General features: G+C 73.0%; 20 protein-coding genes and 3 pseudogenes. 7 read left to right on the forward strand and 16 right to left on the reverse strand.

All coding sequences use genetic code 11. From position 1 onward, the window contains the following. The first annotated feature begins 51 nt into the window (after window positions 1–51). Window positions 52–1,035, forward strand: coding sequence for an aldo/keto reductase (locus ACFWBB_RS04310; RefSeq protein ID WP_385266736.1), 984 nt, complete (start codon window positions 52–54; stop codon window positions 1,033–1,035). Window positions 1,036–1,203: 168 nt separating this feature from the next. Beyond that, window positions 1,204–1,629, forward strand: coding sequence for a DUF6328 family protein (locus ACFWBB_RS04315; RefSeq protein WP_385266819.1), 426 nt, complete (start codon window positions 1,204–1,206; stop codon window positions 1,627–1,629). A 6-nt stretch (window positions 1,630–1,635) separates the two neighbouring features. Here the strand turns inward: ACFWBB_RS04315 and ACFWBB_RS04320 are convergent, their stop codons facing one another. Together ACFWBB_RS04320 and ACFWBB_RS04325 are read right to left on the reverse strand one after the other, a co-directional pair. Beyond that, window positions 1,636–2,700, reverse strand: coding sequence for a hypothetical protein (locus tag ACFWBB_RS04320; protein ID WP_385266739.1), 1,065 nt, complete (start codon window positions 2,698–2,700; stop codon window positions 1,636–1,638). A gap of 121 nt (window positions 2,701–2,821) precedes the next feature. Next, window positions 2,822–3,793, reverse strand: a complete 972-nt coding sequence (locus tag ACFWBB_RS04325; RefSeq protein WP_385266741.1) for an LLM class F420-dependent oxidoreductase — start codon at window positions 3,791–3,793, stop codon at window positions 2,822–2,824. A gap of 96 nt (window positions 3,794–3,889) precedes the next feature. Between ACFWBB_RS04325 and ACFWBB_RS04330 the strand changes: the two genes are divergently transcribed. Beyond that, complete coding sequence (locus ACFWBB_RS04330; RefSeq protein WP_385266743.1) at window positions 3,890–5,356, forward strand: serine hydrolase domain-containing protein; 1,467 nt, start codon at window positions 3,890–3,892, stop codon at window positions 5,354–5,356. Here ACFWBB_RS04330 and ACFWBB_RS04335 read toward each other — a convergent pair. The 8 genes and pseudogenes from ACFWBB_RS04335 to ACFWBB_RS04370 all read right to left on the reverse strand — a co-directional run. Further along, the gene (locus tag ACFWBB_RS04335) at window positions 5,345–6,991 is read right to left on the reverse strand and encodes a serine/threonine protein kinase (protein WP_385266746.1); all 1,647 of its coding nucleotides are present in this window, start codon (window positions 6,989–6,991) and stop codon (window positions 5,345–5,347) included. The genes ACFWBB_RS04330 and ACFWBB_RS04335 overlap by 12 nt on opposite strands. A gap of 313 nt (window positions 6,992–7,304) precedes the next feature. Then, window positions 7,305–8,264 (reverse strand): threonine/serine dehydratase, encoded by a 960-nt coding sequence (locus ACFWBB_RS04340; protein WP_385266821.1) that lies wholly within the window; start codon window positions 8,262–8,264, stop codon window positions 7,305–7,307. Window positions 8,265–8,394: 130 nt separating this feature from the next. After that, window positions 8,395–8,847, reverse strand: a pseudogene (locus ACFWBB_RS04345) (polyprenyl synthetase family protein); the annotation flags it as partial. A 162-nt stretch (window positions 8,848–9,009) separates the two neighbouring features. Further along, window positions 9,010–12,000, reverse strand: a complete 2,991-nt coding sequence (locus ACFWBB_RS04350) for an AAA family ATPase (RefSeq protein ID WP_385266748.1) — start codon at window positions 11,998–12,000, stop codon at window positions 9,010–9,012. Window positions 12,001–12,125: 125 nt separating this feature from the next. After that, window positions 12,126–12,479, reverse strand: coding sequence for a UBP-type zinc finger domain-containing protein (locus ACFWBB_RS04355; RefSeq protein WP_385266750.1), 354 nt, complete (start codon window positions 12,477–12,479; stop codon window positions 12,126–12,128). Then, a complete protein-coding gene (locus tag ACFWBB_RS04360) occupies window positions 12,476–13,951 on the reverse strand; it encodes an ATP-binding protein (RefSeq protein WP_385266752.1) in 1,476 nt (491 codons plus the stop codon). The genes ACFWBB_RS04355 and ACFWBB_RS04360 overlap by 4 nt, the downstream gene beginning before the upstream one ends. After that, complete coding sequence (locus ACFWBB_RS04365; protein WP_385266824.1) at window positions 13,948–15,621, reverse strand: FAD-dependent oxidoreductase; 1,674 nt, start codon at window positions 15,619–15,621, stop codon at window positions 13,948–13,950. Before ACFWBB_RS04365 ends, ACFWBB_RS04360 begins: the two co-directional genes overlap by 4 nt. A gap of 201 nt (window positions 15,622–15,822) precedes the next feature. After that, window positions 15,823–16,235 (reverse strand): annotated as a pseudogene (locus tag ACFWBB_RS04370) (radical SAM protein); the annotation flags it as partial. Between the two features lie 507 nt (window positions 16,236–16,742). Here ACFWBB_RS04370 and ACFWBB_RS04375 point away from each other — a divergent pair. Next, a pseudogene (locus ACFWBB_RS04375) lies at window positions 16,743–16,865 on the forward strand (maleylpyruvate isomerase family mycothiol-dependent enzyme); the annotation flags it as partial. A 30-nt stretch (window positions 16,866–16,895) separates the two neighbouring features. On the opposite strand, the gene ACFWBB_RS04380 reads toward ACFWBB_RS04375, so the two are convergent. From ACFWBB_RS04380 to ACFWBB_RS04395, 4 genes are all read right to left on the reverse strand, one after another. Next, the gene (locus tag ACFWBB_RS04380) at window positions 16,896–17,906 is read right to left on the reverse strand and encodes a PDR/VanB family oxidoreductase (protein ID WP_385266755.1); all 1,011 of its coding nucleotides are present in this window, start codon (window positions 17,904–17,906) and stop codon (window positions 16,896–16,898) included. Window positions 17,907–17,973: 67 nt separating this feature from the next. Beyond that, window positions 17,974–19,161: an acetyl-CoA C-acyltransferase gene (locus ACFWBB_RS04385; RefSeq protein ID WP_385266757.1), complete on the reverse strand. Its 1,188-nt coding sequence runs from the start codon at window positions 19,159–19,161 to the stop codon at window positions 17,974–17,976. Window positions 19,162–19,282: 121 nt separating this feature from the next. Beyond that, a complete protein-coding gene (locus ACFWBB_RS04390) occupies window positions 19,283–19,888 on the reverse strand; it encodes a histidine phosphatase family protein (protein WP_385266760.1) in 606 nt (201 codons plus the stop codon). Between the two features lie 70 nt (window positions 19,889–19,958). Further along, a complete protein-coding gene (locus ACFWBB_RS04395; RefSeq protein ID WP_385266763.1) occupies window positions 19,959–21,497 on the reverse strand; it encodes an AMP-binding protein in 1,539 nt (512 codons plus the stop codon). A gap of 263 nt (window positions 21,498–21,760) precedes the next feature. Between ACFWBB_RS04395 and ACFWBB_RS04400 the strand changes: the two genes are divergently transcribed. The 3 genes from ACFWBB_RS04400 to ACFWBB_RS04410 all read left to right on the forward strand — a co-directional run bounded on the left by ACFWBB_RS04400 (window position 21,761) and on the right by ACFWBB_RS04410 (window position 24,709). Then, window positions 21,761–23,002, forward strand: a complete 1,242-nt coding sequence (locus ACFWBB_RS04400) for an acyl-CoA dehydrogenase family protein (protein WP_385266766.1) — start codon at window positions 21,761–21,763, stop codon at window positions 23,000–23,002. 138 nt (window positions 23,003–23,140) lie between these two features. Further along, a complete protein-coding gene (locus ACFWBB_RS04405; RefSeq protein WP_385266769.1) occupies window positions 23,141–23,905 on the forward strand; it encodes an SDR family NAD(P)-dependent oxidoreductase in 765 nt (254 codons plus the stop codon). Window positions 23,906–23,908: 3 nt separating this feature from the next. Beyond that, window positions 23,909–24,709 carry a ThuA domain-containing protein gene (locus tag ACFWBB_RS04410; RefSeq protein ID WP_385266772.1) on the forward strand — a complete coding sequence of 267 codons (801 nt, stop codon included), beginning with the start codon at window positions 23,909–23,911 and terminating at the stop codon, window positions 24,707–24,709. A 65-nt stretch (window positions 24,710–24,774) separates the two neighbouring features. On the opposite strand, the gene ACFWBB_RS04415 is transcribed toward ACFWBB_RS04410, so the two are convergent. Beyond that, window positions 24,775–25,818, reverse strand: a complete 1,044-nt coding sequence (locus ACFWBB_RS04415) for an NAD(P)-dependent alcohol dehydrogenase (RefSeq protein ID WP_385266775.1) — start codon at window positions 25,816–25,818, stop codon at window positions 24,775–24,777. Between the two features lies 1 nt (window position 25,819). Further along, window positions 25,820–26,950: an ABC transporter permease gene (locus ACFWBB_RS04420; protein ID WP_385266778.1), complete on the reverse strand. Its 1,131-nt coding sequence runs from the start codon at window positions 26,948–26,950 to the stop codon at window positions 25,820–25,822.

Below are 26,950 nucleotides of genomic sequence, written 5' to 3' on the forward strand. Positions count from 1 at the left end.
CCCGGAGCGGTCGGTTCCGCGCCAGGTCATGGCGGATGACAGACTGACCTCATGGACGAGCGCGAATTCGGTAGGTCCGGTCAGCACGCATCCGTCGTCGGTCTCGGCACCTGGCAGCTGGGCGCCGACTGGGGGGACGTCGACGACAAGGAGGCCCTGACCGTACTGGAGGCGGCGGCCGAGTCGGGAGTGACCTTCTTCGACACCGCCGACGTCTACGGCGACGGACGCAGCGAGCAGACCATCGCCGCGTTCCTGAGCGGCAGGCCCGATCTGCACGTGCTGGTCGCCACCAAGATGGGCCGCCGCGTCGACCAGATCCCCGAGAACTACGTCCTGGACAACTTCCGCGCCTGGAACGACCGTTCCCGCCGTAACCTCGGCGTCGACCGTGTCGACCTGGTGCAGCTGCACTGCCCGCCCACCCCGGTCTACTCCAGCGACGAGGTCTTCGACGCCCTCGACACCCTCGTCGAGGAGGAGCGCATCGCCCACTACGGCGTCAGCGTGGAGACCTCCGCCGAGGCCCTCACCGCGATCGCCCGGCCGGGCGTGGCGAGCGTGCAGATCATCCTCAACCCGTTCCGTCTCAAGCCCCTGTACGAGGTGCTCCCGGCGGCCCGTGCGGCCGGTGTCGGCATCATCGCCCGCGTCCCGCTCGCCTCCGGCCTGCTCTCCGGCAAGTACACCAAGGACACCGTCTTCCCGGCGAACGACCACCGCACCTACAACCGGCACGGCGAGTCCTTCGACCAGGGCGAGACGTTCTCCGGCGTCGACTACGCCACCGGCGTCGAGGCCGCCGTAGAGTTCGCGGCCCTCGCGCCCGAGGGGTACACCCCGGCCCAGCTGGCGCTGCGCTGGATCATCCAGCAGCCGGGTGTGACCACCGTGATCCCGGGCGCCCGCTCGCCCGAGCAGGCCCGCGCCAACGCGGCCGCCGCCAGGCTCCCGGAGCTGTCCGAGGAGACCCTCGCGGCCGTCCGCGACCTCTACGACCGGCGGATCAAGGAGCAGGTCGAGGGCCGCTGGTAGACGAACCCGGCGGCGACCGGCAAAAACCGCCGTTCACGGGGTACGCGCGGTGAGTGGGGATCGACGGACCCCCCTCGAACCGGGAGGACGGTACAAGTGACGGACACGGCGACGAGCGCCGAGCAGCGCACGGGGCGGGACGAGACCGAGGAGGAGAGAGCCGACCGGATGTGGGGGGAGCTCATCCAGGAGATCCGCGTCGCCCAGACGGGTGTACAGATCCTCTTCGGCTTCCTGCTGACCGTCGTGTTCACCCCGCGCTACGCGGACCTGCAGGACATCGACCAGGTCATCTACATCGTGACCGTGGTGCTGGGCGCCTGTGCGACCGGCGCCCTCATAGGCCCGGTGTCCCTGCACCGCCTGGTCTCCGGGCGGCGGGTGAAGCCGCAGGCGGTTCAGGTGGCGTCCAGGCTGACCTTCGTCGGCCTGCTCCTGCTGCTCGCCACCATGACCGCCTCGCTGCTGCTGATCCTGCGCGTGGCCACCCACGACGCGTTCGTGCCCTGGCTCGTCACGGGTGTGGTCTCGTGGTACGGACTGTGCTGGTTCGTGCTGCCGCTGTGGACCCGGCGCCGCTACACGACGAACTGAGCCGGACTACCCGGCCTCGGGCGTGGTGCCCCGGGCCCCGCGCAGGGCGGTGAGGCAGCTGCCGATCGCCTGCTGGAGCTCCTCCAGCTGCTGCACCATGTCGTCCTCGTAGAACTCCTGCGGGTCGACGTCGTCGAAGGTCAGCTCCTCGAAGACCCTGGTCGCCCGCTGGAGGCTGCTGTAGAACTTCGTGCGCCGCTCCTGGACGCGTAGTCCGGGGTCGGCCTCGACGGTCTCCACGACCAGGCTCTTCATCGTGTCGTAGGCCTCGCTCGCCCACTCGCCGGAGTCCTCGCCGTCGTCCAGCTCGTCGAGCAGCGAGAGGTGCCGCTCCGCCTCCTGGCGGAGCTCGGCCGGCGCGTCGACGGTCTGTCCGGCGGGCGTCCTGATCAGGCCGGACTCGGCGATCTGGCGCACATAGCCGATGCGGTCGGCCGAGCGGCTCTCGGTGGCCACGGCCTTCTTCAGGTCGTCGGTGCGCACGACGTCGCGGGCCAGCTCGGTCTGGAGCTCCGGGTCCTCCTTGATGCGGTCCAGGAGGGCGGCGCGGGCCGCGCGGGCGGTCGAGGGGTCGGCGAGGATCGCGGCCCGCAGGGCGGTGGGGTTCTCCGCGACCTCCAGGGCCTTCGTCGGGCGGATGCCCTCGGCCTCGGCGGCCTCGGCGATCGCGGTGCCGCGCTCGGAGGTGGCGCTGGAGCGCGAGACGTAATAGGTCAGCCATACCTCGGCGTCCGGCAGCTCGACCTCCTGGCCGGGCGCCAGCTCCTCGAAGTGCGGGACGAGACCGTCGTCGGCGGCCCGGTCCCAGGCCTTGTAGTACCGCATGACGCGTTCGGGCGAGCAGCCGGCCAACTCGGCGAACCCCTTCGCCGACACCTTCGGCGTCTCGTCCGCGCTCTGCCCGCCCGGCCGGACGCTGCGCGCCACCATCAGGCCGAAGGCCCATCCGCCGGTCCGCGCGTAGACGCCGAACTCGCGGGCGTCCCGCGCCACGAGGTCGGACAGGGGCGCGGGGGATGTCTCGGCGGACGTCTCGACGGCCGTCTCGGACAGGTCGATCGCCAGGGTCACGGGTGGCTCTCCTCTACAGGCTGCCGGCCGCGGGATCGGCACCGCGGCAGTCCAGAACGGCAGCCTATACGCGCCCCTCGGCCGGGCCCGGGCGGACCCGCGCGCGGGCGGGGCGGCGCCGTCACCCGAAGGCGCTGCGCAGCGCGGGCAGCAGGGTCTTCTCCGACCAGTCCAGGTAGGCCGGCTGGGCGTCCCCGCCGATCTGCACCAGGGCGACCTCGGTGAACCCGGCTTCCACATACGGACGTACGGCCTCGACGAAGTCGTCCGGGTCGTCGCCGCAGGGGATCGAGGAGGCGACGTCCTCAGGCGTCACGAACTGGGTCGCCGCCTCGAAGGAGTCCGGGTGGGGCAGCTCGGAGTTCACCTTCCAGCCGCTGCCGAACCAGCGGAACTGGGCATGGGCCCGCTTCACCGCCGTGTCCCGGTCGGGGTCGTGGCAGACCGGCAGCTGGCCCACACGGGGCTTGCCCTCGCCGCCGTTGCGGTCGAACGCCTCCAGCAGGCCCGGCTTGGGCTCGGTGGCGATCACGAGGTCGGCCAGCCGGCCCGCGAGCCGGCAGGAGCGTTCGCCGGAGACGGCGATGCCGATCGGCGGAGGCTGGTCGGGCAGGTCCCACAGCCGGGCCGAGTCCACGTCGTAGTGGGTGCCGTGCCGCGTGACATGCCCGCCCTCGAAGAGCGCGCGGATGATCTCCACCGCCTCCTCGAACATCTCGTGCCGTACCTCCACGGAGGGCCAGCCGCCGCCCACCACATGTTCGTTGAGGTTCTCCCCGGAGCCCAGCCCCAGCCGGAAGCGCCCCTCGGACAGCAACTGCATCGTGGCGGCCTTCTGCGCCACCACCGCCGGGTGGTAGCGGAAGGTCGGGCACGTCACGTACGTCATCAGCGGAATGCGTGACGTGGCCTGGGCGGCGGCGCCGAGCACGCTCCACGCGTACGGCGAGTGACCCTGCGAACGCAACCACGGAAAGTAGTGGTCCGAGGTCACCGAGAAGTCGAAGCCCGCCTCCTCGGCACGCACCACATGGTCCACCAGGTCACGGGGGCCGGCCTGCTCGGTCATCATCGTGTATCCGATTTGCACCATGGGTGCCGAGTCCCCGGCCACCACGGGAGGAAACGGGCCGCTCGTGACGTGAAAAAGCCCTGGGCCGCCGTCCGTCGTCCGGGGGAGGATGCGGGCATGAGCGCCCGACCGCTGCCCTCCAGCCCCCCGTCCGCCCAGGGAGTCGACGCCCTCGGCGTTCTCGCCTTCCTCGACGCCGTCGAGTCGGCCGGCATCATCGAGCCGCACAGCCTGATGATCCTGCGCCACGGCCGCCTCGTCGCCTCCGGCTGGTGGGAGCCGTACACCCCCGACCGGCTGCACCTGCTGTACTCGCTCAGCAAGAGCTTCACGTCCACGGCCGCCGGACTGGCCCTCGCCGAGGGACTGATCGCCCTCGACGCCCCGGTGCTCTCGTACTTCCCGGAGCTCGACGCGGACATCACCGACCCGCGCAGCCGCGCGATGCGGGTGCGGGACGTGGCGGCGATGGCGAGCGGGCACGAGCAGGAGACCTACGAGCGGGCGCATGCGCTCGACCCCGACGACCTCGTCCGGGGATTCCTGCTGCTGCCGCCGGACCGTGACCCGGGAACCGTGTTCGCGTACAACCAGCCGGCCACCTACACGCTCGCCGCGATCGTGCGGCGCGTCACCGGTGTCTCGCTCATCGACTATCTGCGGCCGCGCCTGCTCGATCCGCTGGGCATCGGCGAGGTCGCCTGGCAGACCGACCGGTCCGGCCGCGAGCTCGGCTTCAGCGGACTGCACGCCACCACCGACGCGATCGCCCGGCTGGGACAGCTCTATCTGGACGAGGGCAGGTGGGAGGGCGAGCGGCTGCTGTCGGCGGAGTGGGTCGCCGAGGCGACCCGCGAGCACACCGCGACAGCCGCCGGGGCGAAGGCCGACGCCGACCGCAGCGACTGGGAGCGCGGCTACTGCTTCCAGTTCTGGCGCTCCCGGCACGGCTACCGCGGCGACGGGGCCTACGGACAGTTCTGCGTCGTCCTGCCCGAGTACGACGCCGTGATCGCCGCGACCGCGGCGACGAACGACATGCAGGCCGTGCTCACCCTCGTCTGGGAGCACCTGCTGCCCGCCTTCCGGCCGGAACCGCTGAGCGGGCGCGAGGAGACGGACGCGGCCCTCGCCCAGCGCCTGGCGCACCTCGCACTCCCCCCGGCCCCCGGCAAGCCCGCGCCACCGGAACGGGGCGGGGAGTGGTCGGGCGCCGAGTTCACCCCCGACGGCGGTGCCGGCGCCGGCCGGCGCGGACCGACCGGCGCCCTCGTCACGGAGACCGCCGACGGCTGGACGCTGAGCCTCGTCGAGGGGCCGGACGGCAGCCGGCTGGAACTGCCCCTGGGGTCCGGCGGCTGGCAGGTGAACGACGAGCCGCTGCCCACCGCGGTCAGCGGCGGCTGGACCGGCGGCGACACGCTCGCGGCGCACGTCGTGTTCCTCGAGACCCCGCACCGCCTGCGGGTGACGTGCTCCCTGGCCGACCGGACCTTCACCGCCCGCTGGGACACGGAACCACTGGGCGGCGGCCCGCTGCGCGCGATGCGCGCCCCGCGCGGGCCGGTCCGCTCAGGCGGCTGAACCCGGCCGGAAGGTCCGCAGGAACGTCTCCAGGGCCTCGCTGTTGGCGGCCTTGTCCCAGTCCGCGGCGGGCGTCGTCCAGCGCAGCGAGAAGCTGCGGTGCCCGCCGAGGAGGAAGCCGCGGCCGAACGTGCGCACCTGTGCGCCGTCGACGTCGACGAGCCACTCCATGTCGGCGGCCTTGTAGCCCTGGTACGTCACCGCCTTGATGTCGCCGAGCCGCCGGAAGCCGTCGTCCCGCTTCAGACCGGGCTCGACGTCCTCGCGCCAGACGGCCACCGGGTCGGGGCCGGCGCTCTCGCTGTAGGTCACCGCGAGGGTGCGCGGATCGCCTGCCGCCCCGAAGGTGACGCGATACGCCTGGCCGTCGCGCGCCGTCTCCAGCGGCTTCCAGCCCTTGGGAAGGGCGACCGAGAAGCCCTCGGGCGCGTGGTAGACGTGGTACCCCTCGGGGAGGGCGTCGGCGGTGGCGGGCGCCGAGGGGGAGGACGCCGCGGACGTGCTCGGCGACGGCGAAGGCGACGGGCTGCTCGGTGCGGTCGACGCAGGCGCCGGCGCCGTGGAGTCTCTCTCGCCGGCGTCCTCGCCGGGCGTCGCGGCGGACGCCGAGGGCCGGGCCTGCGCGCCGCCTCCCGCCGTGTCGTCGGTGTCGGGCAGCCGGTGGGTCACGGCGAGGGCCGCGATCGCCACGGTGACCACGGCCAGAACCGTCCCGGCCGCCATGGCCCGGCCGCTCCACCTGGGACCGACGTAGCGGGCGGCGGCGCAGGCCCGCTTCAGCCCTGGGGCCTGCATGACGGCGTGCGGGTCCTCGTCCAGCACCCGGGTGAGGGACTGGCGTACGACCGTCCTGGTCAGTCGCTCCCGGGAGTCCTTGCGCAGCAGCCCCTGCACGGTCGGGGTGAGCGAGCCGGCCCGCAGCGGGGTGCGCAACGGCAGCCGGTCCACTCCCTTCAGCGTGCTCTCGGGCCGGTCCCGGTCGCGGTACGGCGGCCGGCCCTCGACCATCGTGTAGAGGATGGCGCCCAGCGCCCACAGGTCGGCCGCCGGACCGATCCGCTCGTCCCGGGCCTGCTCGGGAGAGGCGTACGCCGGTGCCGCCACACGCGGGGCCAGGGTCGCGCCCGCCAGCCCGAACCCGGTGAGGACGAGGGGTCCCCGGGCCCGCACGAAGACCTGGCCGGGGCTCAGCTCGCCGTGGGTGATGCCCTCACCGTGCGCGACCTCCAGCACGTCGAGCAGCTGCAGCCCGATCGCCGCGACCTTGGCCGGACTGAACGCCCCCTTCTGCTCGATGAGTTGCCCCAGCGGCAGACCGTCGATCCACTCGGTGACGGTCCACAGGGAACCCGCCTCCTCCACGGCGTCGACGACCGAGGCGATCCGGCCCGGGCACAGCTGTGCCATCGTCTCCGACATGCGCAGGACCCGGTCGGAGGCCTGCCGGGCCTTCTCCTCGCCCTGGTCGGCGGGCAGCCCGATTCTGGTGACCAGGCACGGCCGGGCCGCCCCGGTGTCCTCGACGTACTCGCCGTACCAGCTGACGCGGTTCGTCTCCCGGTGGACGACGTCGAGCAGCCGGTACCTCCCGGCGACCAACTCGTGCGTGGAGACGTGCGCCTTGACCATGGTCATCCTTCGCTGAACCGCTGGTACTCACCTTTCCCATGGGTACGACCGGCGCAAGGGGGTCCGTTCAATGGAAGCGCAACTCCGGTGTGATTCCTGTCTTTTATCCAAAAGGAGCACCGGTATGGATCGAGTGTCTGTACGAGAAAAGGGAATTGCCGAGGGTGTCCGGGGCCCGTCCTGCGGTGTAACCAGCGGTAAACAAGTCCACCGAAACTCTTCGGGGATCCCGGGAACGACCTTCCGGGCCGCTGTCCATTCCTGCTCGGAGGCCCTCGGAGCCCCTCCCGGGGGATTTCCCAATCCCCGCCGAGTTGCCTCAGCGCAGTCCGAAACGGTCGTTCCACGCCCTCATGTCCGCGGTCGTCGCGTTGCCCCCGCAGACCACCAGCCCCAGCCGCGCGCCGCCCCCGACCCGCTCCACGACCTGCCGGGCCGCCGGCAGGAGGCAGCCGGCCGCCGGTTCGGTCCACAGCTTGGCGTGCTCGGCGAACTCCAGGGAGCCCCGCACCGCCTCCCGGTCCTGGACCACGAGCACCTCGGTGACCAGGGCGGTGACATGGTCGTACGTCAACCGCGAGACGCTCGGCGCACTGAGCGTGGAGACGATCGACGACAACTTCACCGGCACCGGCCCGCCCGCCGCCAGCGCCTCCGACATCGCCTGCGCGCCCTCGGTCTCCACACCCCAGACCCGGATCTCCGGGCGAAGGGCGCGCAGGGCCGCGGCCACGCCCGCGATCAGACCGCCGCCCCCGACGCTGACCAGCACGTCCGTGAGCTCATCGGCGTCGGCGGCGAACTCCAGGCCGACCGAGCCCTGCCCGGCCACGACCAGCGGATCGTCGAAGGGGTGCACCAGCGTGAGGCCCTCGTCCCGCAACCGCTCCACCAGGGTGAACGCGCCGTCCATGGTGTCGGTCAGCCGCACCGAGGCACCGGCCGCCTCCACGATCCCGACGCTACGGGCGGGCGCCGACCGCGGCATCACCACCGTGGCCTTCACCTCCAGCGCGGCGGCCATCACCGCCAGCGCGATCCCGTGGTTCCCGCCGCTCACCGCCACGACCCCGGCCGCCCGCTCGGCCTCGCTCAGCGACAACAGCTTCGCCGTCGCCCCGCGCGCCTTGAACGAGCCGGTGCGCTGGAGGAGTTCCAGCTTCGCCGTCACGGGGACGCCGAGCAGCGCCGACAGACCGGGGCTGGGCACGGTCGGGGTCCGGACGAGGTGTCCGGCGATCCGCTCGGCCGCGGCTTCGATGTCCGAGATGCCGATCAAGGCGGTCAAGGCAGTCACCCTTCCGGTACGGCGGAGGCGTGCGGGCCGCGCCTTGGCTGTTGGTCTTCTCGCACCCTCACCCGGCACCGCGGCGCCGGTCAACCCGTTTCGCGATCACGGTGGACCCGGGTCAGAGGTCCCGGCGCACCGCGAAGCCGACCAGGGAGCGCAGGTCGCGGACGGCACCGGCGGCCGACGGCAGTTCCGCCAGCGCTGACTCGGCGGCGGCGACCTGCCGGCCCGCCTCGGCGAGCGCCGCGGCACGCCCCCGGCCGCCTCGGCCGGCGCGGCCGCCTCACCCGGATCGCCGCCCCGCTCCAGCAGCGAGGCCGGCCGGCGTGCGGCGGGGATGGGGTGCGGCGGGAGTGGGGGAGTCCAGCGCGGCCAGCACGGGGAACGTCTTCTTCCGCTCGCGCAGATCGCCGTGGACGGGTTTGCCGGTGACCGACGGGTCGCCCCAGATCCCCAGCATGTCGTCCACCACCTGGAACGCGATTCCCGGATGTCGGCCCGCCCGGTCCAGCGCGGCCGCCACGGCCGGGAACGCGCCGCCGAGGACTGCCCCGAGAGCGGCCGCACAGCCCTGTCCGGAGCGGCGACGGTCCTCCGGGGATTCTCGCGGGGCCGCCAACGGAGCCGAGGACACGGCGATCGCGGCCGCGCGCCCAACGGCCGCGTGTACGTGAACTGCCCTCCCCCGACCGCCGAGTTGGACCCCCGGGCCAGCCGGACGCCTGGGGCAGTCCTACGCGCCGTTCTCCGGGGTGAGCAGTCGCCGGCGGTGGGCGATGGCCACGGCCTCCGTGCGGCTTGCCGCGCTCAGTTTGGCGAGGATGTTGGAGACGTGGACGCTCGCCGTCTTGCCGCTGATGAACAGTTCCTCGCCGATCTGCCGGTTGCTGCGGCCGAGCGCGAGCAGCCGCAGGACGTCCTGTTCCCGGGCCGTCAGAGTGGCCGAACCGGCCCGGGTGCCGGGCGCTGCCTCCGCTGCCAGGCGCCCACGCCGGATCAGCGCGTCGGCCCGCTCCAGCAGGGGCGTGGCGCCCAGCCGCACGGCCGTCTCCCGGGCGGCGCGGGCCTCCGTGGCCGCGTCCTCGCGCCGGTCGGCCGCCAGCAGCGCGTGCGCGTACCGCAGTCGGCAGCGGGCGAGTTCGTAGGCGTCGCCGTAGCCGAACGCCGCCACGGTCCTCTCCCAGGCCGCCGGGTCCGGCCCGGTGGCGGCCCACGCCCACTCGGCCTCCGCGCGGGCCAGCCAGGCGTGTCCCTCCGGGCCCTGGGGCACTCCGGCAGCGCCCCGCCGGGCCACCGCCCGGGCCGGCTCCAGGAGTTCCGTCGCCACGGCCGCCCAGCGGTCGGCCGCCGCCTCGTCACCGACGCTCCGTGCCCCGGCGGCCGCGTCGGCGACCGCCGTCAGGGCGAGCGCGGTGAGCCGGACCGTGACGTCCGGGGGCGTCCCCGCGTCGTCCGTGAGGGCCTCGACCGAGGACCGCAGCCGCGCGACCGCCCCCTCGGCGTCGCCGCTCAGTACCGCCGCGTCGGTCAGCACGATGCCGGCGATCAGCGTCGCCATCCAGTCGAAGCGGCCCTCGAGCAGGGCCCGGGCCCGCTCGGCGACCTTCTGCTCGCCGCGCGCGAGGCCCACGTACAGGGCCGGACCCACCGCGTATCCCCCCGACGCGGGCAGCACCGCCAGATCGGTCGTCGCCGTCCGCAGACACTCGTCCCAGCGGCCGAGCGTGTAGAGCACCAGCAGTTGCAGATACCGCATCTCCAGCGGGTACGGCGAGGACAGCAGCCCCGCCCGGCGGGCTCGGTCCAGCCCCTCGGCCAGCCAGGGCAGACACTCCTCGAGTTCCCCGGCCTCGTAGGCGCCGATGGCCAGGGAGAACAGGGCCCGCATCTCCACCGGCGCGTTTCCCCCGCGCCGGGCCAGTTCACGCGCCTCCTTCAGGCGCGCGCGGCCCTCTTCGGAGCGGCGGCCGTCGCCCTCGATGTTGGCCAGCGAGATCAGGAGGTCGGCGCGTGCGTCCGTCAGATCGAGTTGTTCGGCGGCGCGCAGTGCCCGGCGCGCGACGCGCAGGGCGATCGCGGACTCACCTACCTGACGCGCCGCCAGGACATGTGTGGCGGCCGCCCACACCCACGTCGGCGACGGCGGTTCGGCGGGGATCATCGCCAGGGCCTCGCTGCTGTAGGCGAACGCGGCCGTCAGACTGTCGACGCCCATGAGGGTGCCGGCGAGCGTGTACCGCACGCGGGCGGCGAGCTCGGAGTCGGCGTCCTGGCCGACGCCCGCGAGCGCCGCCCGGGTCAGGGAGACCGCGCGGTGTGCCTCCCCTGCGTGTGCGGCCGCCGCCGAGGCGCGCAGCATCAGCGTGACCCGGTCGGTCCTCCCACCCGGGGGAAGGGCCGGTGCGGGCACTGACTCCCACAGGTCGAGAACGGCTTCCAGGTGGCGCAGCTCCTCGGCGGGCGCGCCGACGCGCTGGGCGTGGTCGGCGGCCTCCAGCGAGGCGGCGAGGGCCTCGCCCAGATCATGGCTCGCGCGGTAGTGGTGGGCGCGCTCCGCCGCGGTCTCCGCACGATGGCCGCGGGCGGCCAGAAGAGCGGCGAACGCGCCGTGCAGCCGGGAGCGTTCACCCGGCAGCAGGTCGGCGTACACCGCCTCGCGCGCCAGGGCGTGCCGGAAGGCGTACGCCCCGTCGTCGCCCGCGACCAGGAGCTGGTGACCGACGGCCTCGCGCAGTGCCGACTCCAGCTCGTCCTCGGGCAGACCGACGGCGTCCCGCAGCAGGTCGTGCTCCACGCGCCGGCCGGCGACGGCGGCGGTCCGCAGCACCTGCTGGGCGGTGTCGGGGAGTTGTTCGACGCGGATGAGGAGGAGATCGGCGAGCCCGCTGGGCATGCCGCCGGCCTCCGTGTCCGTGGCCGCCAGCAACTCCTCCGCGTAGAAGGCGTTGCCCTCCGCGCGCTCCACGATCCGGCGCACCGTGGCCTCCGGCAGCGGACGGTCCTCCAGAGCGCGCAGCAGCCGGGCCACCTCGGCATCGGCCAGCGGCCGCAGTTCCAGCCGGTCCACGCCCGGCAGCCGCACCAGCTCCGCCAGCAGCGGACGCAAGGGGTGACGGCGGTGCAGGTCGTCCGCCCGGTAGGAGGCCAGCACCGCCGGCCGGTGACCGGACCCGTTGCCCGTGGGCCTTTGCAGGAAGCCCCGGCTGAGCAGGAAGCGCAGCAGGTCGCGAGAGGACTGGTCGGCCCAGTGCAGGTCCTCCAGGACCAGGACCAGCGGCGTGACGTCCGACAGGTCGGCGAGCAGTGCCGCCATCCCCTCGAACAGCCTCAACCGCCCTTCCCCGCCGCCGGAGCGCGTGTCGGCGGCCCCGTCGTCGCGTACGGCATCCGTGCCCGCGCCGAGCAGCCGGCCGACCAGGGGGTGCGCGGCGAGGACGGCGGCGAACCGCTCGTCGGCGGCGAGCAGGCCCAGGATCTCGGTGAACGGCAGATACGGCAGGCCCACGTCACCGAGGTCGACGCAGTGTCCGGTGAGCACGGTCATGCCGGAACGGGCGGCCCGCGCGGCGACCTCGCCCAGGAACCGGGTCTTGCCCACGCCGGCGTCCCCGGCGATCAGTACCGCGCGCGCCTCACCGCCCCGGGCGCGCTCCAGCATGCCGGAGAGCCGGGCGAGCTCCTCTTCCCGGCCGATGAACGGAGCGGTGAACACGGTCTGCGACACGGCTCCATCCTGGCACGCGCCGCCGACAACGCGGCCCACGACCAGGAACGGAGCGCCGCGGAACGATCTCAGGGGTGCGGTCCCGACGGTGCGGTCCCGAGGGTGCTGCTCCGGGGGGTGCTGTCCTACCGGTGCAGCGACTGCGCCCAGTCCTGCGGCACCCGCCCGGCCGGCCCGGGCACGGGCTGGTCCCCGGGGTGATGGGCCGGCGGGGCCAGTTCGGGCCCGGACTCGTACAGCTCGTCGCTCGAGTAGTCCCAGAACCACTCCTCGCCCGGCTCGAAACTGCGGACCAGGGGATGCCCGCTCGCCTTGTAGTGCGCGGTGGCGTGCTGGGCGGGGGAGGAGTCGCAGCAGCCGACATGGCCGCAGCTCGCGCAGCGCCGCAGGTGGAACCACCAGCCTCCGGACGCGTCGCAGTCGACGCAGCCGGCGCCGCTGGGCGGGACGCTCGGGTCGATGGCGTCTACGTCGGTCATACGGGCTCCTCGGCGGTCTGGGGGTCCTGGGCACTGCCGGGCTCGGGGGAGGTCAGCGGCAGCAGCACCTGGAAACGGGTGTCGCCCGGCGCCGACTCGACCTGGAGGCTGCCGTGGTGCTTGTTGACCACGATCCGCCAGGAGATGTCCAGGCCGAGCCCGGTGCCCTCGCCCACCGGCTTGGTGGTGAAGAACGGATCGAAGATACGGCCCCGGACCTCCGGTGGCACACCGGGGCCCGTGTCGCGGAACTCGACCAGCAGCCGGTCGCCCTCGCGTGCCGTCCGGACGGTCAACGTGCCTTCCCCGCCGGCGCTGTTGACGGCGAACACGGCGTTGTCGACGAGGTTCGTCCACACCTGGTTGAGCTCCGCCGGGTAGGCCGGGATCGCCGGGAGCGCGCGGTCGTAGTCCTTGACGACCTCGATGCGCCGCCCGATCTTGCCCGACAGCATCAGCAGGGTGCTGTCGAGGAGTTCGTGCACGTCGACGACCCGGTAGGGGGCGCGATCGAGCTGCGAGTACTGCTTGGCGGCGTCGACGAGATGGGAGATGCGGTTGGTGGAGTCGTGGATCTCGTCCATCAGCAGCTCGGTCTCGACGGTGTAGTTGAGCCACCCCATGGCGCCCGGCAGGATGTCCTCGTCGACTGCGTCCGCGACCTGCTCCAGCCAGTCCACGTCCAGTCCGGCCTGCACGAAGGTCGGCGCGATCCGCCAGCCCTCCTGGATGTCGTGGTCGTCGAGCCAGTCGGTGAGGGCGTCCTCCCGGTCGGAGGCCTCCAAAGGGCTCAACGCCGGTGCCTTCGCGACCAGTTCGGCCGTCCGCTCCTGGATCTCGATCAGCCGGGTCAGCGCCTCCGGGTCGTACGCGCCGGAGGCGATGACGGCGAGCTTGTGCCGCATCTTCGCCACCCGCTCCCGCAGTGTCGCGGTGGCGCGCACGGCCGCCGCGGCCGGGTTGTTGAGCTCGTGGGTGAGACCCGCCGACAACGAGCCCAGGGCCAGCAGCCGTTCACGCTGCCCGATGGCTCGCTGGGTGTTCTTCGAGCCGAAGAACAGTCCCTCCAGCAGATGGGCCGCCATCGGGAACCACTCGCGCATGACGTCCGAGAACGACTGCGCGGGCAGCACGAAGAACCGCGTCGGCTCGGTCACCCGCATCGAGTTGTTGTAGACCTGCGGCACCTGATCGCCCAGGTAGGCCTGCATGGCCCCGGCGTACACCCCGCGCTGGGAGGTGCGGCTCACCTCGACGTCGTCGCCGCCGACCCGGCGGTACAGCACGACCGAGCCCTCGATCATCACGTAGAAGCAGGTCGCCGGATCGCCCTCGGTGTACACCGGACCGGGCTCGAACTTCTCCACCCGGCCCTCGCTGCACAGCCGTCCGAGCTGTTCGGGGGAGAGCTTCTCGAACAGGAACAGCGAGCTGATCTCGGCCGGACCGCACGGCATCAGCTTGCCGCTCATGACTGCTCCAGGTAACGGTGGACGAGCATCACGGCCATGGCTCCCTCTCCTACGGCGGACGCGACCCGCTTGGCGGACTCGGCGCGCGCGTCGCCCGCCACGAACACACCGGGAATGCTGGTCTCCAGGTGGTACGGCGGCCGGTCCAGCGCCCAGTCCGCCGGCGGCCGCCCGTCCGGCGTCAGGTCGGGCCCGGCGAGGATGAACCCACGCTCGTCGCGCAGTACCGTGCCGTCCAGCCAGCCGGTCAGCGGGGCCGCGCCGATGAACACGAACAGCCACTGCGCGTCGACCAGTTCGGTCTGTCCGGTCGTCACGTCCCGCAGCGTCAGCTGCTCCAGGTGGCCGTCGCCGTGCGCCGACTCGACCACCGTGCGGGCGCGCACGGAGATGTTCGACGACTCCTCGATCTGCTGGATCAGGTAGTGCGACATCGAAGCCGCCAGCGACTCCCCGCGCACCAGCAGGGTCACCGACTTGGCACCGCGCGCCAGGTACATGGCCGCCTGGCCCGCCGAGTTGGCGCCGCCCACGATGTAGACGTCGTGCCCCTGGCAGGAGGCCGCCTCCGTGAGCGCCGAGCCGTAGAACACCCCGCAGCCGGTCAGGTCGTCGCAGCCCGGCGCCGCCAGCTGCCGGTACGACACGCCCGTCGCGAGGATCACGCTGTGCGCGGCCACCGCCGAGCCGTCCGAGAACCGCACGACGCGCGCGGACCCGTTGACCTCCAGCCCGGTCACCTCGCGCGCGGTGAGGATCTCGGCGCCGAACTTGGTGGCCTGGCGTCGCGCCCGGTCGGTGAGCTGGGCGCCGGACACGCCGTCCGGGAAGCCCAGGTAGTTCTCGATACGGGAGCTCTGCCCGGCCTGCCCGCCGGTCGCCGACCGCTCCACGAGCACCGTCCGCAGCCCCTCGGAGGCCCCGTACACCGCCGAGCCGAGCCCGGCCGGGCCGCCGCCGATCACCACCAGGTCGTAGAAGTCGGCCGTCGGCGTCGTCGCCAGGCCCACATGGGCGGCGAGTTCGGGCGCGTCCGGCTCGACCAGGGGCGTGCCCTCCGCGGTGACCACCAGCGGCAGCCGCTGCCCGTCGACGCCTGCCGCGGCCAGCAGCCGCTGCCCCTCCGGCTCGTCGGCGGAGTACCAGCGGTAGGGCACCTGGTTGCGGGCCAGGAACTCACGCACCTCCGAGGACCGTGCCGACCAGCGGTGCCCGACCACCTTCGTGGCGGGCACGGGCCGGTAGTCGCTGGAGCGCCAGGCGTCCAGCAGGTCGTCCAGGACCGGGTAGAGCTTCTCCTCCGGCGGGTCCCACGGCTTCAGCAGGTAGTGGTCGAGGTCGACGACGTTGATCGCGTCGATCGCCGCGCTCGTGTCGGCGTACGCGGTGAGCAGCACACGCCGGGCGCCCGGATACACGTCCAGGGCATGTTCGAGGAACTCGATGCCGTTCATCTGCGGCATCCGGTAGTCGGCCAGGATGACGGCCACCAGGTCGCCGCGGAGTTTCAGCTCGCGCAGCGCCTCCAGCGCGGACTCCCCGGACTCGGCGCGCACGATCCGGTACGCGGCGCCGTAGCGGCGCCGCAGGTCACGGGCGACGGCCCGGGATACCCCCGGGTCGTCGTCCACGGTCATGATTACACCTACGGTAGACCTCTCAGGCGCCATAGAACGACCGTACGTGACGGGGAGGGGCCATGGCGACGGCAACGGTGATCCGGCCAGCACGTGAGTACCTGCGGGTAGGCGACCACCAGAGCTCGTACGCGCCCTCGCCGAGCACGGCATCGACTGCGGGGTTCTGACGGCCCCGGTGATCCCGTTCCTCAGCGACGACCCGGCCCAGCCGCGCGCCACCGTGCGCGCGATCGCCGCCTCCGGGGCCGCCTCCGTCACACCGCTGGTGCTGCATCTGCGACCGGGCGCCCGCGAGGCGTACAGCCGCTCGTAGCGGCGCACCAGATACGGGTGGTGCTGCGCCGGCCAGGCCATGAACCATTCAGGCGGCGCTCGCGGGCGGGCGTGCCCGGCTCCACGGTGCGCCACAGCTCGGGGTCGGTGAAGCCGACGGAGACGGATATGCCGACGTCGGTCACCTCGTTGGCCTGCCGCAGCAGGTCGAGGTCGCGCAGGATCAGCGTGCCCTTCGTCAGGATCGAGAAGGGGTCGGCGTCGTCGCGCAGGGCGGAGATGATCCCCGGCATCAGGCCGTGGCTGCCCTCGGCGCGCTGGTAGCAGTCGACGTTGGTGCCCATCGCCATGTGGTCGCCCTGTCCGCCTCGCCTCCCCGCACGGAACACAGCACGCTGCGGGCCCGTTCAGCACCCTCGTGCCGCTCCTGGTCTCCGTCGTGCGCGAGTTCCCTCCGACCACGCCGTCAAGCACGAGCTGCCTCGCCGAACTGCTCGCCGAGGCACCGCCCGCCATGACCGTCCGGGAGGGGCTCGCCGCCCTGGGCCCTGCCCTTCTGGGAACAGAGGCCCACCTGACCCTATGGAACATGGCGCGCCGGCGTACGGCGGAGGATCTCGTTGAGCGGTGGCGGCAGACGCGGGATTGCCGCCGAGGCCGCGTGGGAAGAAGTCCTGGCCGAGACCGAACTCTGCCTGCCTCGGTGGGCAGAGGATGAGCGGGACACGTTCTGCTCGTCGGCGCGCAGGTCGAGGCGTACGCCCTCGTGGTGCGCCGCCGGACCTGCGATCACCTCGCCGGGATGCTCCGCGACGGCGGCCAGACGCTGGCCGCGGACCTGGCGGAGGAAGACCGCGACCACCGCTGACGCGACCCTCCAGGGAACCGCGGCTGACTTGCTCCTGCTCGTCTACGGTCGCCTGCCCTACGAGGCGGAGGCCCTTGCCCGCGAGGGGGACGAGGACCTGCTTGTCCACTGGTTCGCCAACTCCGTGTTCTGAGACTTCCGTGACGTTGGACAGCCGGCCACGTCAGAGGTCGAGTACCAGCCTGGGGCCGCGGGAGCGCGAGACGCAGATCAGCATGGTGTCGCCCGCGGCCCGCTCGTCCTCGTCCAGCAGTGAGTCCCGGTGATCGGGGACGCCATCCAGCACGTCTGTCTCGCAGGTGCCGCAGGTGCCTTCCCGGCAGGAGAACAGGACCGGTACCCCTGCCTCCTCCACCACTTCGAGCACCGATCGGTCCGGCGGCACGGTGAGGGCGCGCCCCGACCGACTGAGTACGACCTCGAAGGACTCGGCCTCGGCTGCCTCGGCCGCCGCCGGCCTGACCGGCGCGAACCGCTCGACGCCCAGCGTGCCGGCGGGCCAGTCGGCGCAACTCTCCTGCGCGGCGCGAAGCAGCGGCTCCGGACCACAGGCATGCACCAACGTGCCTTCGACGGGCGGGCCGATGAAGGCGCCGAGGTCCAGCAGGCCGAACTCGTCCTGCGGCCGGATGCTCACCCGGTCCCCGTAGGGCGCGAGGCGGTCCACGAACGCCATGGAAGCGCGGGTACGGCCGCCGTACAGCAGCCGCCAGTCGACTCCCGCGGCCTCGGCGGCCTCCACCATCGCCAGGATCGGGGTGATGCCGACCCCGCCCGCGACGAAGAGATGGCGCTCGGCCGTACGCAACGGGAAGGTGTTCCGCGGCCCGCGCACCCGGACGGCCGAGCCCTCCCGAAGACGGTCGTGGACGTACGAGGAACCGCCGCGGCCCTCCGGTTGGCACAGGACGGCGATCTGCCAGGCGGCGGGGTCGGCGGGGTTCCCGCACAGGGAGTACTGACGGACGAGACCGTTGTCCAGCAGCAGGTCGATATGGGCTCCCGGCGTCCAGGACGGCAGCGGTCCGCCGTCCGGGCGGCGCAGCCACAGGGAGACGACGCCGTCGGCGGCGTGCACGCGGGTGTCCACGACGAGGGTCGCCTCGTCGCGGTCCGTCGGGGAGGTGCTGGGGGCTTCGAGGGCCAAGTCGGCCTGGAGCGGCTGGATGGTCATGTGCGTCAACCTGAGTCTCGTACGGGTGGGGGACGAGGGCGGCGGGGATCGAGGGGATCGAGGGCACTCAGCCGCGCGGTACGTGCAGCAGCAGCGCGTCGCCCTGGCCGCCGCCCCCGCACAGGGCCGCGGCGCCGGTACCGCCGCCGCGTCGCAGCAGCTCCCGGGCCAGGGTCAGTACCAGCCGGGCGCCGGTCATGCCGACCGGATGTCCGAGGGCGATCGCGCCGCCGTTGACGTTCACCTTCTCCAAGGGGACGCCCAGTTCCCGGACCGAGGCCAGGGCGACACCGGCGAACGCCTCGTTGATCTCCAGCAGATCGAGGTCGGCTGCCTTCAGCCTGCCGTCGCGTGCCAGCGCGTCGCGGACCGCCTCGGCCGGTTGTACGAGCAGCGAGGGATCGGGGCCGGCCACGGTGCCGTAGGCGCCGATCTCGGCGAGCGGTGTGAGGCCCTCCCGGCGGGCACGGTCCGCGCTCATCACGACGACGGCCGCTGCCCCGTCGGACAACTGCGAAGCGTTGCCTGCGGTGATCGTGCCGTCGGCGGAGAAGGCGGGTGCGAGGCGCCCCAGGCTTTCCGCGGTGCTCTGCGGCCGGATGCCCTCGTCGGCCTCCACCACGGTCTCGCCCCGGCGTCCGGCCACCGTTACCGGCGCGATCTCGGCCGCGAACGCACCCGACTCCCGGGCGCGGTGGGCCCGTTGGTGCGACAGCGCGCTGTACTCGTCCTGTTCCTCACGCGTGAACGCGAAGGGCCGCTGGTAGCGCTCGGTGGCCGCGCCCATGGACACCCCGTCGAAGGCGCAGATCAGCGCGTCGCGGTCGAGGGCGTCCTCGACGGCCGCCGCACCGTACTTCCAGCCGGTGCGGGACCCGCGCAGCAGATGGGGGGCGCCGGACATGGACTCCATGCCGCCCGCGACGACCACCTCGTGGCGCCCGGAGGCGACCATGAGGTCGGCCAGGGCGATGGCGTGCAGCCCGGACAGGCACAGCTTGTTGACGGTGCTCGCCGGTACGGCGAACGGGATGCCGGCGGCCACCGCGGCCTGCCGCGCCGTGTTCGGGCCGGCCCCGGCCTGGACGACATGGCCCAGCACGACGGCCTCCACGGCGGCCGGGTCCAGCCGCGCTTGGGACAGCGCGGCGCCGATGGCGTGGGCGCCGAGCTCGGCGGCGGACAGGCTGCTCAGCCCGCCCATGAGCTTGCCGGCGGGCGTTCTCGCTCCGGCGACGATGACGGATCCGGGCATGTCCGGTGCCTCCTGCGTGGGTGTCGTACGTGTCGAGGGGGTCGACGGTTCCGCGTTCTCCGGGTGTGCCGAGGGTGAGGGGAGACCGCGACGGGGCCGGTGCGGACGGGGGCGGTGAAGGTCAGCCGACGGAGTCGACGACGCGGTCCCCGACCAGGTGGGCCGTCTCGTTCACGGAGTGCAGCACCAGCCGCCCACCGGGCATGCGCCGCACCCTGCTGACCGAGGTGTAGCCGGGATGGAACCAGAACATCCGCGGTATCTGGAGCACGGTCGCCAGATAGGTGTTGGTGATGCCACCGTGGCACACGGCGACGATCCGGCGGCCGGGGTGGGCGTCCAGCATGGTGTTCATCGCCCCTACCGCCCTGGCCCGGAAGGCGTCCCAGTCCAGGTCGGGTACGAAGTCCTCGTAGCGCCCCTCGGCCAGCGCCACCGACCGGGGGTCGTCGGGACGGATCTGCTCGGGCGGGGTGTAGGGCTGCGAGACGTCGGTGTCCCACTCGCGCAGGTCGTCCAGGACGGTGGCGGTCAGGCCCGTCAGCTGTTCGAGCGGCGCCGCCGTCTCGCGGGCCCGCCGCAACGGGCTGCTGTAGAGGGCGTCGACGCCTTCGTGCGCCAGCCACGGGGCGAGGAGTCCGGCCTGGACGGCGCCTTCCGGTGACAGCCCCGGGTCGAAGACGCCGCCGAGGGGCAGTCCGTGCCGGACGAGCAGAAGTTCCGTCATGAAGGGTCCTTGGGGCGAGGGAGCAGCCGTGGGCCGGCGGCTGTGAGGCGGGGGCGGACGGCCGGTGGGCTCACCCGGCGATCGTCCGGTCGGAGTCCCAGTAGGGGCGGCGCATCGCCCGTTTGTCGAGCTTGCCCATGGCGTTGCGGACGAGTTCGGGGACGACCTCGTACGACTTGGGGCACTTGTAGGCGGCCAGCCGCTCGCGGCAGAACGCGTCCAGTTCCCCGTCCCGCGGCCCGTTGTCGCCACTCGCCACGACCAGGGCCCGCAGCGACTCGCCGAAGTCCGGGTCGGGCACGCCGATGACCGCGACCTCGGCGACCTGCGGATGCTCGCGCAGGACCGCCTCGCTCTCCGCCGGATACAGGTTCACCCCGCCGGAGACCACGACGTCCGCGGCCCGGTCGGTGATGAAGATGTAGCCGCCCCTGTCGACATAGCCGATGTCGCCGAGGGTGAAGACGCCGGGGGCCACGTACGCGGCCCTGGTCTTCTCCGGGTCCGCGTGATACCTCACGCCGCGGCCCTCCGGCGCCCGGAAGGCCAGCAGTCCGAGCTCACCGGCCGGCAGGGGGCTGCCGTCGTCCCCGGTCACCAGGACGTCGAAGGGCGGCTGCACGCGCCCCACCGAGCCGGGATGCGCCAGCCACTCGGTGCTGTCGATGCGCGCGACCGTGCCCGCCTCGCTGGCCCCGTAGGACTCGGTCAGCACCGGGCCGAACCAGTCGATCATGGCCCGTTTGACCTCCGGGGGGCACGCGGAACCGGTGTGCGAGACCTGGATCAGGCTGGAGACGTCGTAGCGGGCGCGTGTCTCCTCGGGCAGGGCGAGGAGCCGGGTGAAGTGGGTCGGCACCATCACCGTCGAGGTGACCCGCCCCAGCTCCACGCGGTGCAGGAACGACTCGGCGTCGAATCTGCCGAGGATCATCACCGGCCGGCCGGCCGCGAGATGACGCAGCGCGGTGAGCGGACCGTTGTGCTGGAGCGGGCCGCACACGAGATGGGGACCGGGCGGGAAGCCGGGCCGGGCCGACACCGCCTCCAGGTAGGCGGCGCTGTCCGTCACCGGAGCCCGCACCCAGCGCACCTCGGTTCCGCGGGCCCGCCCCGTGGTGCCCGAGGTGTAGACGAGCGGGGGGCGGGCCGGGCGGCCGTGGGGCATCGGCACGGGTTCCGCCCCGGCGAGCCACTGGCTCCAGTCGATGGCGCCGTCCTGGGCGGGCGTCCCGTGCACGACGACCGGGAGGGCGAGCTCCGCGCCTGCCTGCCGGGCGGCCGACTCGCCCGCCGGGCCGCTGATCACCGCCTTCGCGCCCGCGTCGGTGAGGAGGTCGACCAGCTCGCGGACGGTCAGCTGCCGGGAGGCGGCCACCGTGCCGACGCCGGCCCGCAGTCCGGCGAGGTGGGCCACCATCGTGGCCACGGCGTTGTCGCCGAGGACGGCGACCCGGTCCTCCGGGCCCGGCGCGACCTCCAGTAGCCGTCCGGTGAGACGTGCCACCTGGTCGGCCAGCCGGGACCAGGACAGGCTCTCGGTGTCGTCGCCCAGGGCGATCGCGTTCGGCAGTTCGCGGGCGCGCAGGTCGAGTGGCTGTAGGGACATGAAACCTCCGGCGCTCCTCGGTTCGTTCTCTCCCGTGCTCCACCGGTGGTGACCCGGTCCGCCCAGCGGCCGGGCAGAGGGGAGAGTCGACGCCAAGACTGTAGCGTTTATCAAGAAAGTACGGAACACTCTGACCCGGGTCGGGAACGCTTCCCCTGTTGAGCCGGTGTCGTGCTCCGCTCCGAGTCGCCGTTACTGAAGCAGCCGTCTGGTAAGTGCCCTCTGGCAGGTGCCGTCCGGACCCGTGTGCCGAGGAGGTCACCATGCCCCAATCGAACATGGACGAGTGGCGGGGCGAGGTCCGGGAGTGGCTGGCCACGCTGCTCGAACCCCGGCCGGCCGGCGCCACCAGCGGTCACGGCGCGGCCGATCTCGCCGTCTTCCACAATCTCCCGGACGACGAGGAGCGACGGCTGCTCGACCGCTGTCGCGCCTACCAGCGAGCCCGGCACGACGCCGGCTACCAGGCCCTCACCCTTCCACGGGAGAACGGCGGCCCTGGCTTGACCGCCGCCCACGCCGCCGTCTTCGCCGAGGAGGAGTCGGCGTTCGACGTACCGCCGTCCACCGAGCTGATCAGCGTCACGGTGCGGCTGGTCGCCATGTCGGTCTCCCTGTTCGGGACACCCGAGCAGCGCGAGACCCACGCCCGGGCCTTCCTCCGTACGGACCTGCTGGCCTGCCAGCTCTTCAGCGAACCCGGCGCCGGATCCGACCTCGCCGCACTGCGCACCCGCGCCCGCCGGGACGGTGAGCACTGGGTGATCGACGGCCAGAAGGTGTGGACCTCGGGCGCCCAGTTCGCCGACCACGGCCTGCTGCTCGCCCGTACCGACCCGGACGTCGTCAAACAGGCCGGCATCACCGCCTTTCTCGTCCCGATGGACAGCCCGGGAGTGGAGATCCGTCCCATCCGGCAGATGAGCGGCGGCGCCTCGTTCAACGAGGTCTTCCTCAGCGGCGTACGCGTCCCCGACGCGCTGCGCGTCGGGCGCCCCGGCCAGGGCTGGGAGGTCGCCAATGCCACCCTCGCCTTCGAGCGCACCGCCTCCGGCTCCGGGAACCGGCGCAAGGGCGGCACCTTCGACGACGTACTCGCCCTCGCGCGCTCGCTGCACCGCACCGGGGACCCGTTGGTACGCCAGCACCTCGCCGACCTGTACGTGCGCGGCGCGCTCAGGGCCGCCACCGTGGAACGCGCCGCGAGGGCGAGCGCGGCCGGCGGACGGCCGGGCCCCGAGGCATCGCTGACCAAGCTCATGGCCTCCGAACTGCTCACCCGCACCGGACAGGTGGCCGCCGAGCTCATGGGTGCCCGCATCGCCGCCGACACCGGCGAGCCGGGCACCTTCGCCTGGACGGAACACCTCCTCGGCGCCCCCGGCTACCGGCTGGCCGGCGGCACCGACCAGATCCAGCGCAACCTGATCGGCGAACGGGTGCTGAGACTGCCGGGCGAACCACGGGTCGACCGGGTGCCGTTCTCCGAACTGTCCGGCAACTGACCGCCGTCACACCGGCACACCGGCACTGACGGACACCACGCGCCGACGGGTGTGACACCACCCGCACCGACGCAGCCCCCCCGACAGCCCCCACGGGCACTACTGACGCGACACCACAGGCACTGAGGAGTGACAGCGATGGATCTGGGACTGACAGGAGCGAGAGCACTGGTGACCGGCGCGAGCCGGGGCATCGGACGGGCGACCGCGGGCACCCTGGCCGCCGAGGGCTGCGCCCTCGCGCTGTGCGCCCGCGGCGAGGAGGCCCTCGCGAAGGCTGCCGCCGAACTGCGCGGCGAAGGGGCGACCGTGTTCGCCGAGGCGGTCGACGTCACCGACCCGGCCGCGCTCGCGGGCTTCGTGGAGCGGGCGGCCGGTGAACTCAGCGGCCTGGACCTGCTGGTGTCCAACGTCTCGGCGGGCAACGTCAAGGGCCCCGAGTCGTGGGAGGCCAGCCTGCGCGGCGACCTCGTCCCGTTCGCGGGTCTCGTCGAGGCGGCCCTGCCGTATCTGGAGGCCTCCGACCGGGCGGCCGTCGTGGCCATCGGCACCACCAACGCCTCCGACACCGCCCGCCCGGCCGGAGCCAACTCGTACTCCGCCCTGAAGGCCGCCGTGGTCCAGCACGCCTCCGCCCTCGCGCACGCGCTCGCTCCGAAGGGCATCCGGGTCAACACCGTCTCGCCCGGCCCGATCGACTTCCCCGGCGGCGCCTGGGAGACCATCCGCACCAGCCGCCCGGAGGTGTACGAGGAGGTCCTCGCCAAGCTGCCGATCGGCCGCTACGGCACCGCCGAGGACGTGGCCGCAGCGGTGGCGTTCCTGCTGGGCCGCACCGGCTCCTTCTGCGTCGGAGTCAACCTCGTGGTGGACGGCGGGCTGCTCACCCGCGTCCAGTACTGAGCCGTGGCGGGCCCGGCCGGCCGCCTGGACGCCGTACTGGTCTGCGGCGGCAAGTGGCACGACTTCGACTACGCGCGGCTGCGGCTGCTGGAGATGCTGGGCGAACACCCTCGCGTGCGCACCACCGTCCACCAGGACTACGACTGCCTCCCCGCGCTGGAGGCGGCCGACCTGCTGGTGACCTACACCTGCGACGTGCGGCCCCGCCCGTCCCAGCGGGCCGCGCTGACCCGCTTCGTCGAGCGGGGCGGTCGCTGGCTGGCCCTGCACGGCACCAACTCGGTGATCGAGGCGTCGACCGACGGCGGGCCCCGAGTCTTCACCACCCCGCGGCTGTTCGGCGAGCTGGCCGGGGTGCTCGGCAGCCAGTTCCTGGCCCACCCGCCGATCGAGCCGTACGAGATCCGGGTGACCCGGCCGGACCATCCGCTGGTCGAGGGCGTCGAACCGTTCACGGTGACCGACGAGTTGTACGTGTGCGAGCTGCATGGGGAGCTGGAGATCTTGCTGCACGCCGAGTACACGGGACCGTGCCGCGGGTTCGCCGAGGGTGACACGGCCGCGCTCGACGAGGCGCCCCGCCCCGTGCTGTACCTCAAGCGGCACGGGCTCGGCGAGGTCTGCTACTTCACCCTCGGCCACTGCCGCGGCCGGTACGACGTCCAGGACCTCGGCCTGGCCGACACCGGGCGCGTGGACCGGGGGCCCTGGCGGACACCGGAGTTCCTGACCGTGCTCGGGCGCTGCGTGGAGCGGGCGGTGGGTGCGCGACGGCCGGCCGCGACGTCGGCACCCGCCCGCTGAGGACCGCCGGGACATGGCTTGGTCCCGGCCCCTCACGACAGGGGCCGGGACCAGGCCAGGTCCGGTCAGCCGTGCGGCAGTACCACCGCGCGGCCGCTGATCTCCCCGGCGTGCAGGCGCTCGTACGCCAGTGGGGCGTCCTCGATCGAGAAGGTCTCGACGTGGGAGGAGACGACGCCTTGCCGGGCGAGTTCGACCACGTCGAGAAGCTCCCCGCGGCTGCCCCAGTAGGGGGCCGAGGCGGTCACCTCGAACGGCAGGCCGCCGCCGAAGCCGACCGCGAGGGTGCCACCGCCGATGCCGACGACGGTCACGTCTCCCGCCACCGCCACCGAGGCGGCGGCCACCGCGAGGGTCGCCTCCGCCCCCACGAAGTCCAGCACCACCTCGGCCCCGATGCCCCCGGTCAGCTTCCGCACCCCGGCCGCCGCCTCGCCGTCGGAGAGCAGCGTCTCGTGGGCGCCGACCTCGCGCGCCAGTGCCAGTTTCTCCCGGCTCACGTCGAGGGCGACCACCCGGGCCGGCGTGAGGGCACGCAGGAGTTGTACGGCGAGATGGCCCAGGCCACCGACGCCGATCACCACCGCGGTGCTGCCCGGCACGAGCTTGGGCAGCGAGGTGCGGATCGCGTGGTACGGGGTGAGCCCGGCGTCGGTGAGCGGCGCCGCCTGGACCGGGTCCAGGCCGTTCAGTGGCACCAGATGGCGCGGTGAGTCCACCACCATGTACTCCGCGAGAGCCCCCGGAGAGCCGAGCCCGGGCGGCATGATGCCGAGCCCGGCGGCATGCGCACAGCGGTTCTCCCTGCCCGCCGCACACGAGCGGCAGCGGCCACAGCCCCATGGGCCGTACACCGCCACGTCGTCGCCCTCGGCCACCCCGGTGGTCCCGGTGCCCAGGGCCGCGACGGTACCGACCCCCTCATGTCCGAGCGTCATCGGCAGCGGGTAAGGGAACTGCTCCTGGGGCCAGCTCATGACCGCCAGGTCCGAGTGGCACAGCCCCGCGGCCGTCACCTTCAACAGCACCTGGCCCGGGCCCGGTTGGGGCACAGGGACCTCGACGACCTCGGGCGCGGCACCCACCTTGTGGTACTGGACCGCCTTCATGTCACAGCTCCTTGCTCGGGACGGACAACGGGCCGTCCGTCGTGGGATCCGCGCCGTGCTGGGGCGGCTTGCGGCGCCGAAGCACGGTCGGCAGGGCGATGCGCCCGCCCGTGAGGACGAGCGCGACGATCAGGACCGAGCCGGTGAACAGACTGGCGGCCCACTGCGCGCTGGTGGCGAGCCCGAGCCCGGTGATGCCGGTGCCGAGCAGCAGCACCGCGATCACCGTGCCCCAGGCGTTGAAGCGGCCCGCGCGCAGCTGCGTCGCGCCGACGAAGGCCGCCGCGTAGGCAGACAGCAGATACGGCGTGCCCGCGGTCGGCGATCCGGAACCCACGGAGGACGCGAAGACGATCCCGGCGACACCGGACAGCAGCGCGGACGCCACCAGGGTCAGGAAGCGCAGGCGATCGGTGCGTACGCCCTGCAGCCGCGCCGCGTCCGAGTTGAAGCCGGTCGCGTACAACCGGCGTCCGGTGGCGGTGTGTTCCAGCAGGAACCAGATGGCCGTCGCGGCGACGAGCAGATACAGCACGGGCAGCGTGATGCCGCCGACGTCCAGTTGGGCGATGCTCGAGAACGGGGTGGCCAGCAGCTGGAGGCCGGTGATGGAGCTGTCGTTGGTGACCATGGTGATCAGGGACTGGATCAGCGCGCCGGTCGCCAGGGTGGCGATGAACGAGTCCACCCGCAGCACCACGACCACGATTGCGTTGACCACTCCGACCAGCAGGGCCGCGGTCATCGACAGGGTGATCGCGGCGCCGGGACCGAGGCCGGTGGAGACCAGGAGATGAGCGGTCAGCACGCTGGTCAGCGACATGGTGTAGGCGACCGACAGGTCGAAGACCCGTGCGGCCAGGGGAAGGACGACACTGAGCGCGACGAGCCCGGCCACGGCGTTGCCGTTGAGGACCTGCTTGACGGTGGCGGAGGTGGGGAACGTGTCCGGCGCCCACACCGAGAAGAGCACCACGATCAGCAGCCACACGTAGACGGCGCCGATGTTGCGGAAGGACAGGGCGGTCACCGCCCGCCTGCCCAGGGCACCCAGTGGCCCCGCCGGGGGCACCGCGGGCACGTCCGGTCCGCTCGGCCGGAGCTCCGCGGCCCGGATCGGGGATGATGTCAT

This window comes from Streptomyces sp. NPDC060000, assembly GCF_042737375.1.
Classification (GTDB): domain Bacteria; phylum Actinomycetota; class Actinomycetes; order Streptomycetales; family Streptomycetaceae; genus Streptomyces.

Excerpts from the sequence above, each read along its gene's own strand:
- ACFWBB_RS04310 (WP_385266736.1), top strand. The coding sequence starts at position 52 with ATGGACGAGCGCGAATTCGGTAGGTCCGGTCAGCACGCATCCGTCGTC.
- ACFWBB_RS04315 (WP_385266819.1), top strand. The coding sequence starts at position 1,204 with ATGTGGGGGGAGCTCATCCAGGAGATCCGCGTCGCCCAGACGGGTGTA.
- ACFWBB_RS04325 (WP_385266741.1), bottom strand. The coding sequence starts at position 3,793 with ATGGTGCAAATCGGATACACGATGATGACCGAGCAGGCCGGCCCCCGT.
- ACFWBB_RS04330 (WP_385266743.1), top strand. The coding sequence starts at position 3,890 with ATGAGCGCCCGACCGCTGCCCTCCAGCCCCCCGTCCGCCCAGGGAGTC.
- ACFWBB_RS04335 (WP_385266746.1), bottom strand. The coding sequence starts at position 6,991 with ATGACCATGGTCAAGGCGCACGTCTCCACGCACGAGTTGGTCGCCGGG.
- ACFWBB_RS04355 (WP_385266750.1), bottom strand. The coding sequence starts at position 12,479 with ATGACCGACGTAGACGCCATCGACCCGAGCGTCCCGCCCAGCGGCGCC.
- ACFWBB_RS04360 (WP_385266752.1), bottom strand. The coding sequence starts at position 13,951 with ATGAGCGGCAAGCTGATGCCGTGCGGTCCGGCCGAGATCAGCTCGCTG.
- ACFWBB_RS04365 (WP_385266824.1), bottom strand. The coding sequence starts at position 15,621 with ATGGCGCCTGAGAGGTCTACCGTAGGTGTAATCATGACCGTGGACGAC.
- ACFWBB_RS04380 (WP_385266755.1), bottom strand. The coding sequence starts at position 17,906 with ATGACCATCCAGCCGCTCCAGGCCGACTTGGCCCTCGAAGCCCCCAGC.
- ACFWBB_RS04385 (WP_385266757.1), bottom strand. The coding sequence starts at position 19,161 with ATGCCCGGATCCGTCATCGTCGCCGGAGCGAGAACGCCCGCCGGCAAG.
- ACFWBB_RS04390 (WP_385266760.1), bottom strand. The coding sequence starts at position 19,888 with ATGACGGAACTTCTGCTCGTCCGGCACGGACTGCCCCTCGGCGGCGTC.
- ACFWBB_RS04395 (WP_385266763.1), bottom strand. The coding sequence starts at position 21,497 with ATGTCCCTACAGCCACTCGACCTGCGCGCCCGCGAACTGCCGAACGCG.
- ACFWBB_RS04400 (WP_385266766.1), top strand. The coding sequence starts at position 21,761 with ATGCCCCAATCGAACATGGACGAGTGGCGGGGCGAGGTCCGGGAGTGG.
- ACFWBB_RS04405 (WP_385266769.1), top strand. The coding sequence starts at position 23,141 with ATGGATCTGGGACTGACAGGAGCGAGAGCACTGGTGACCGGCGCGAGC.
- ACFWBB_RS04415 (WP_385266775.1), bottom strand. The coding sequence starts at position 25,818 with ATGAAGGCGGTCCAGTACCACAAGGTGGGTGCCGCGCCCGAGGTCGTC.
- ACFWBB_RS04420 (WP_385266778.1), bottom strand. The coding sequence starts at position 26,950 with ATGACATCATCCCCGATCCGGGCCGCGGAGCTCCGGCCGAGCGGACCG.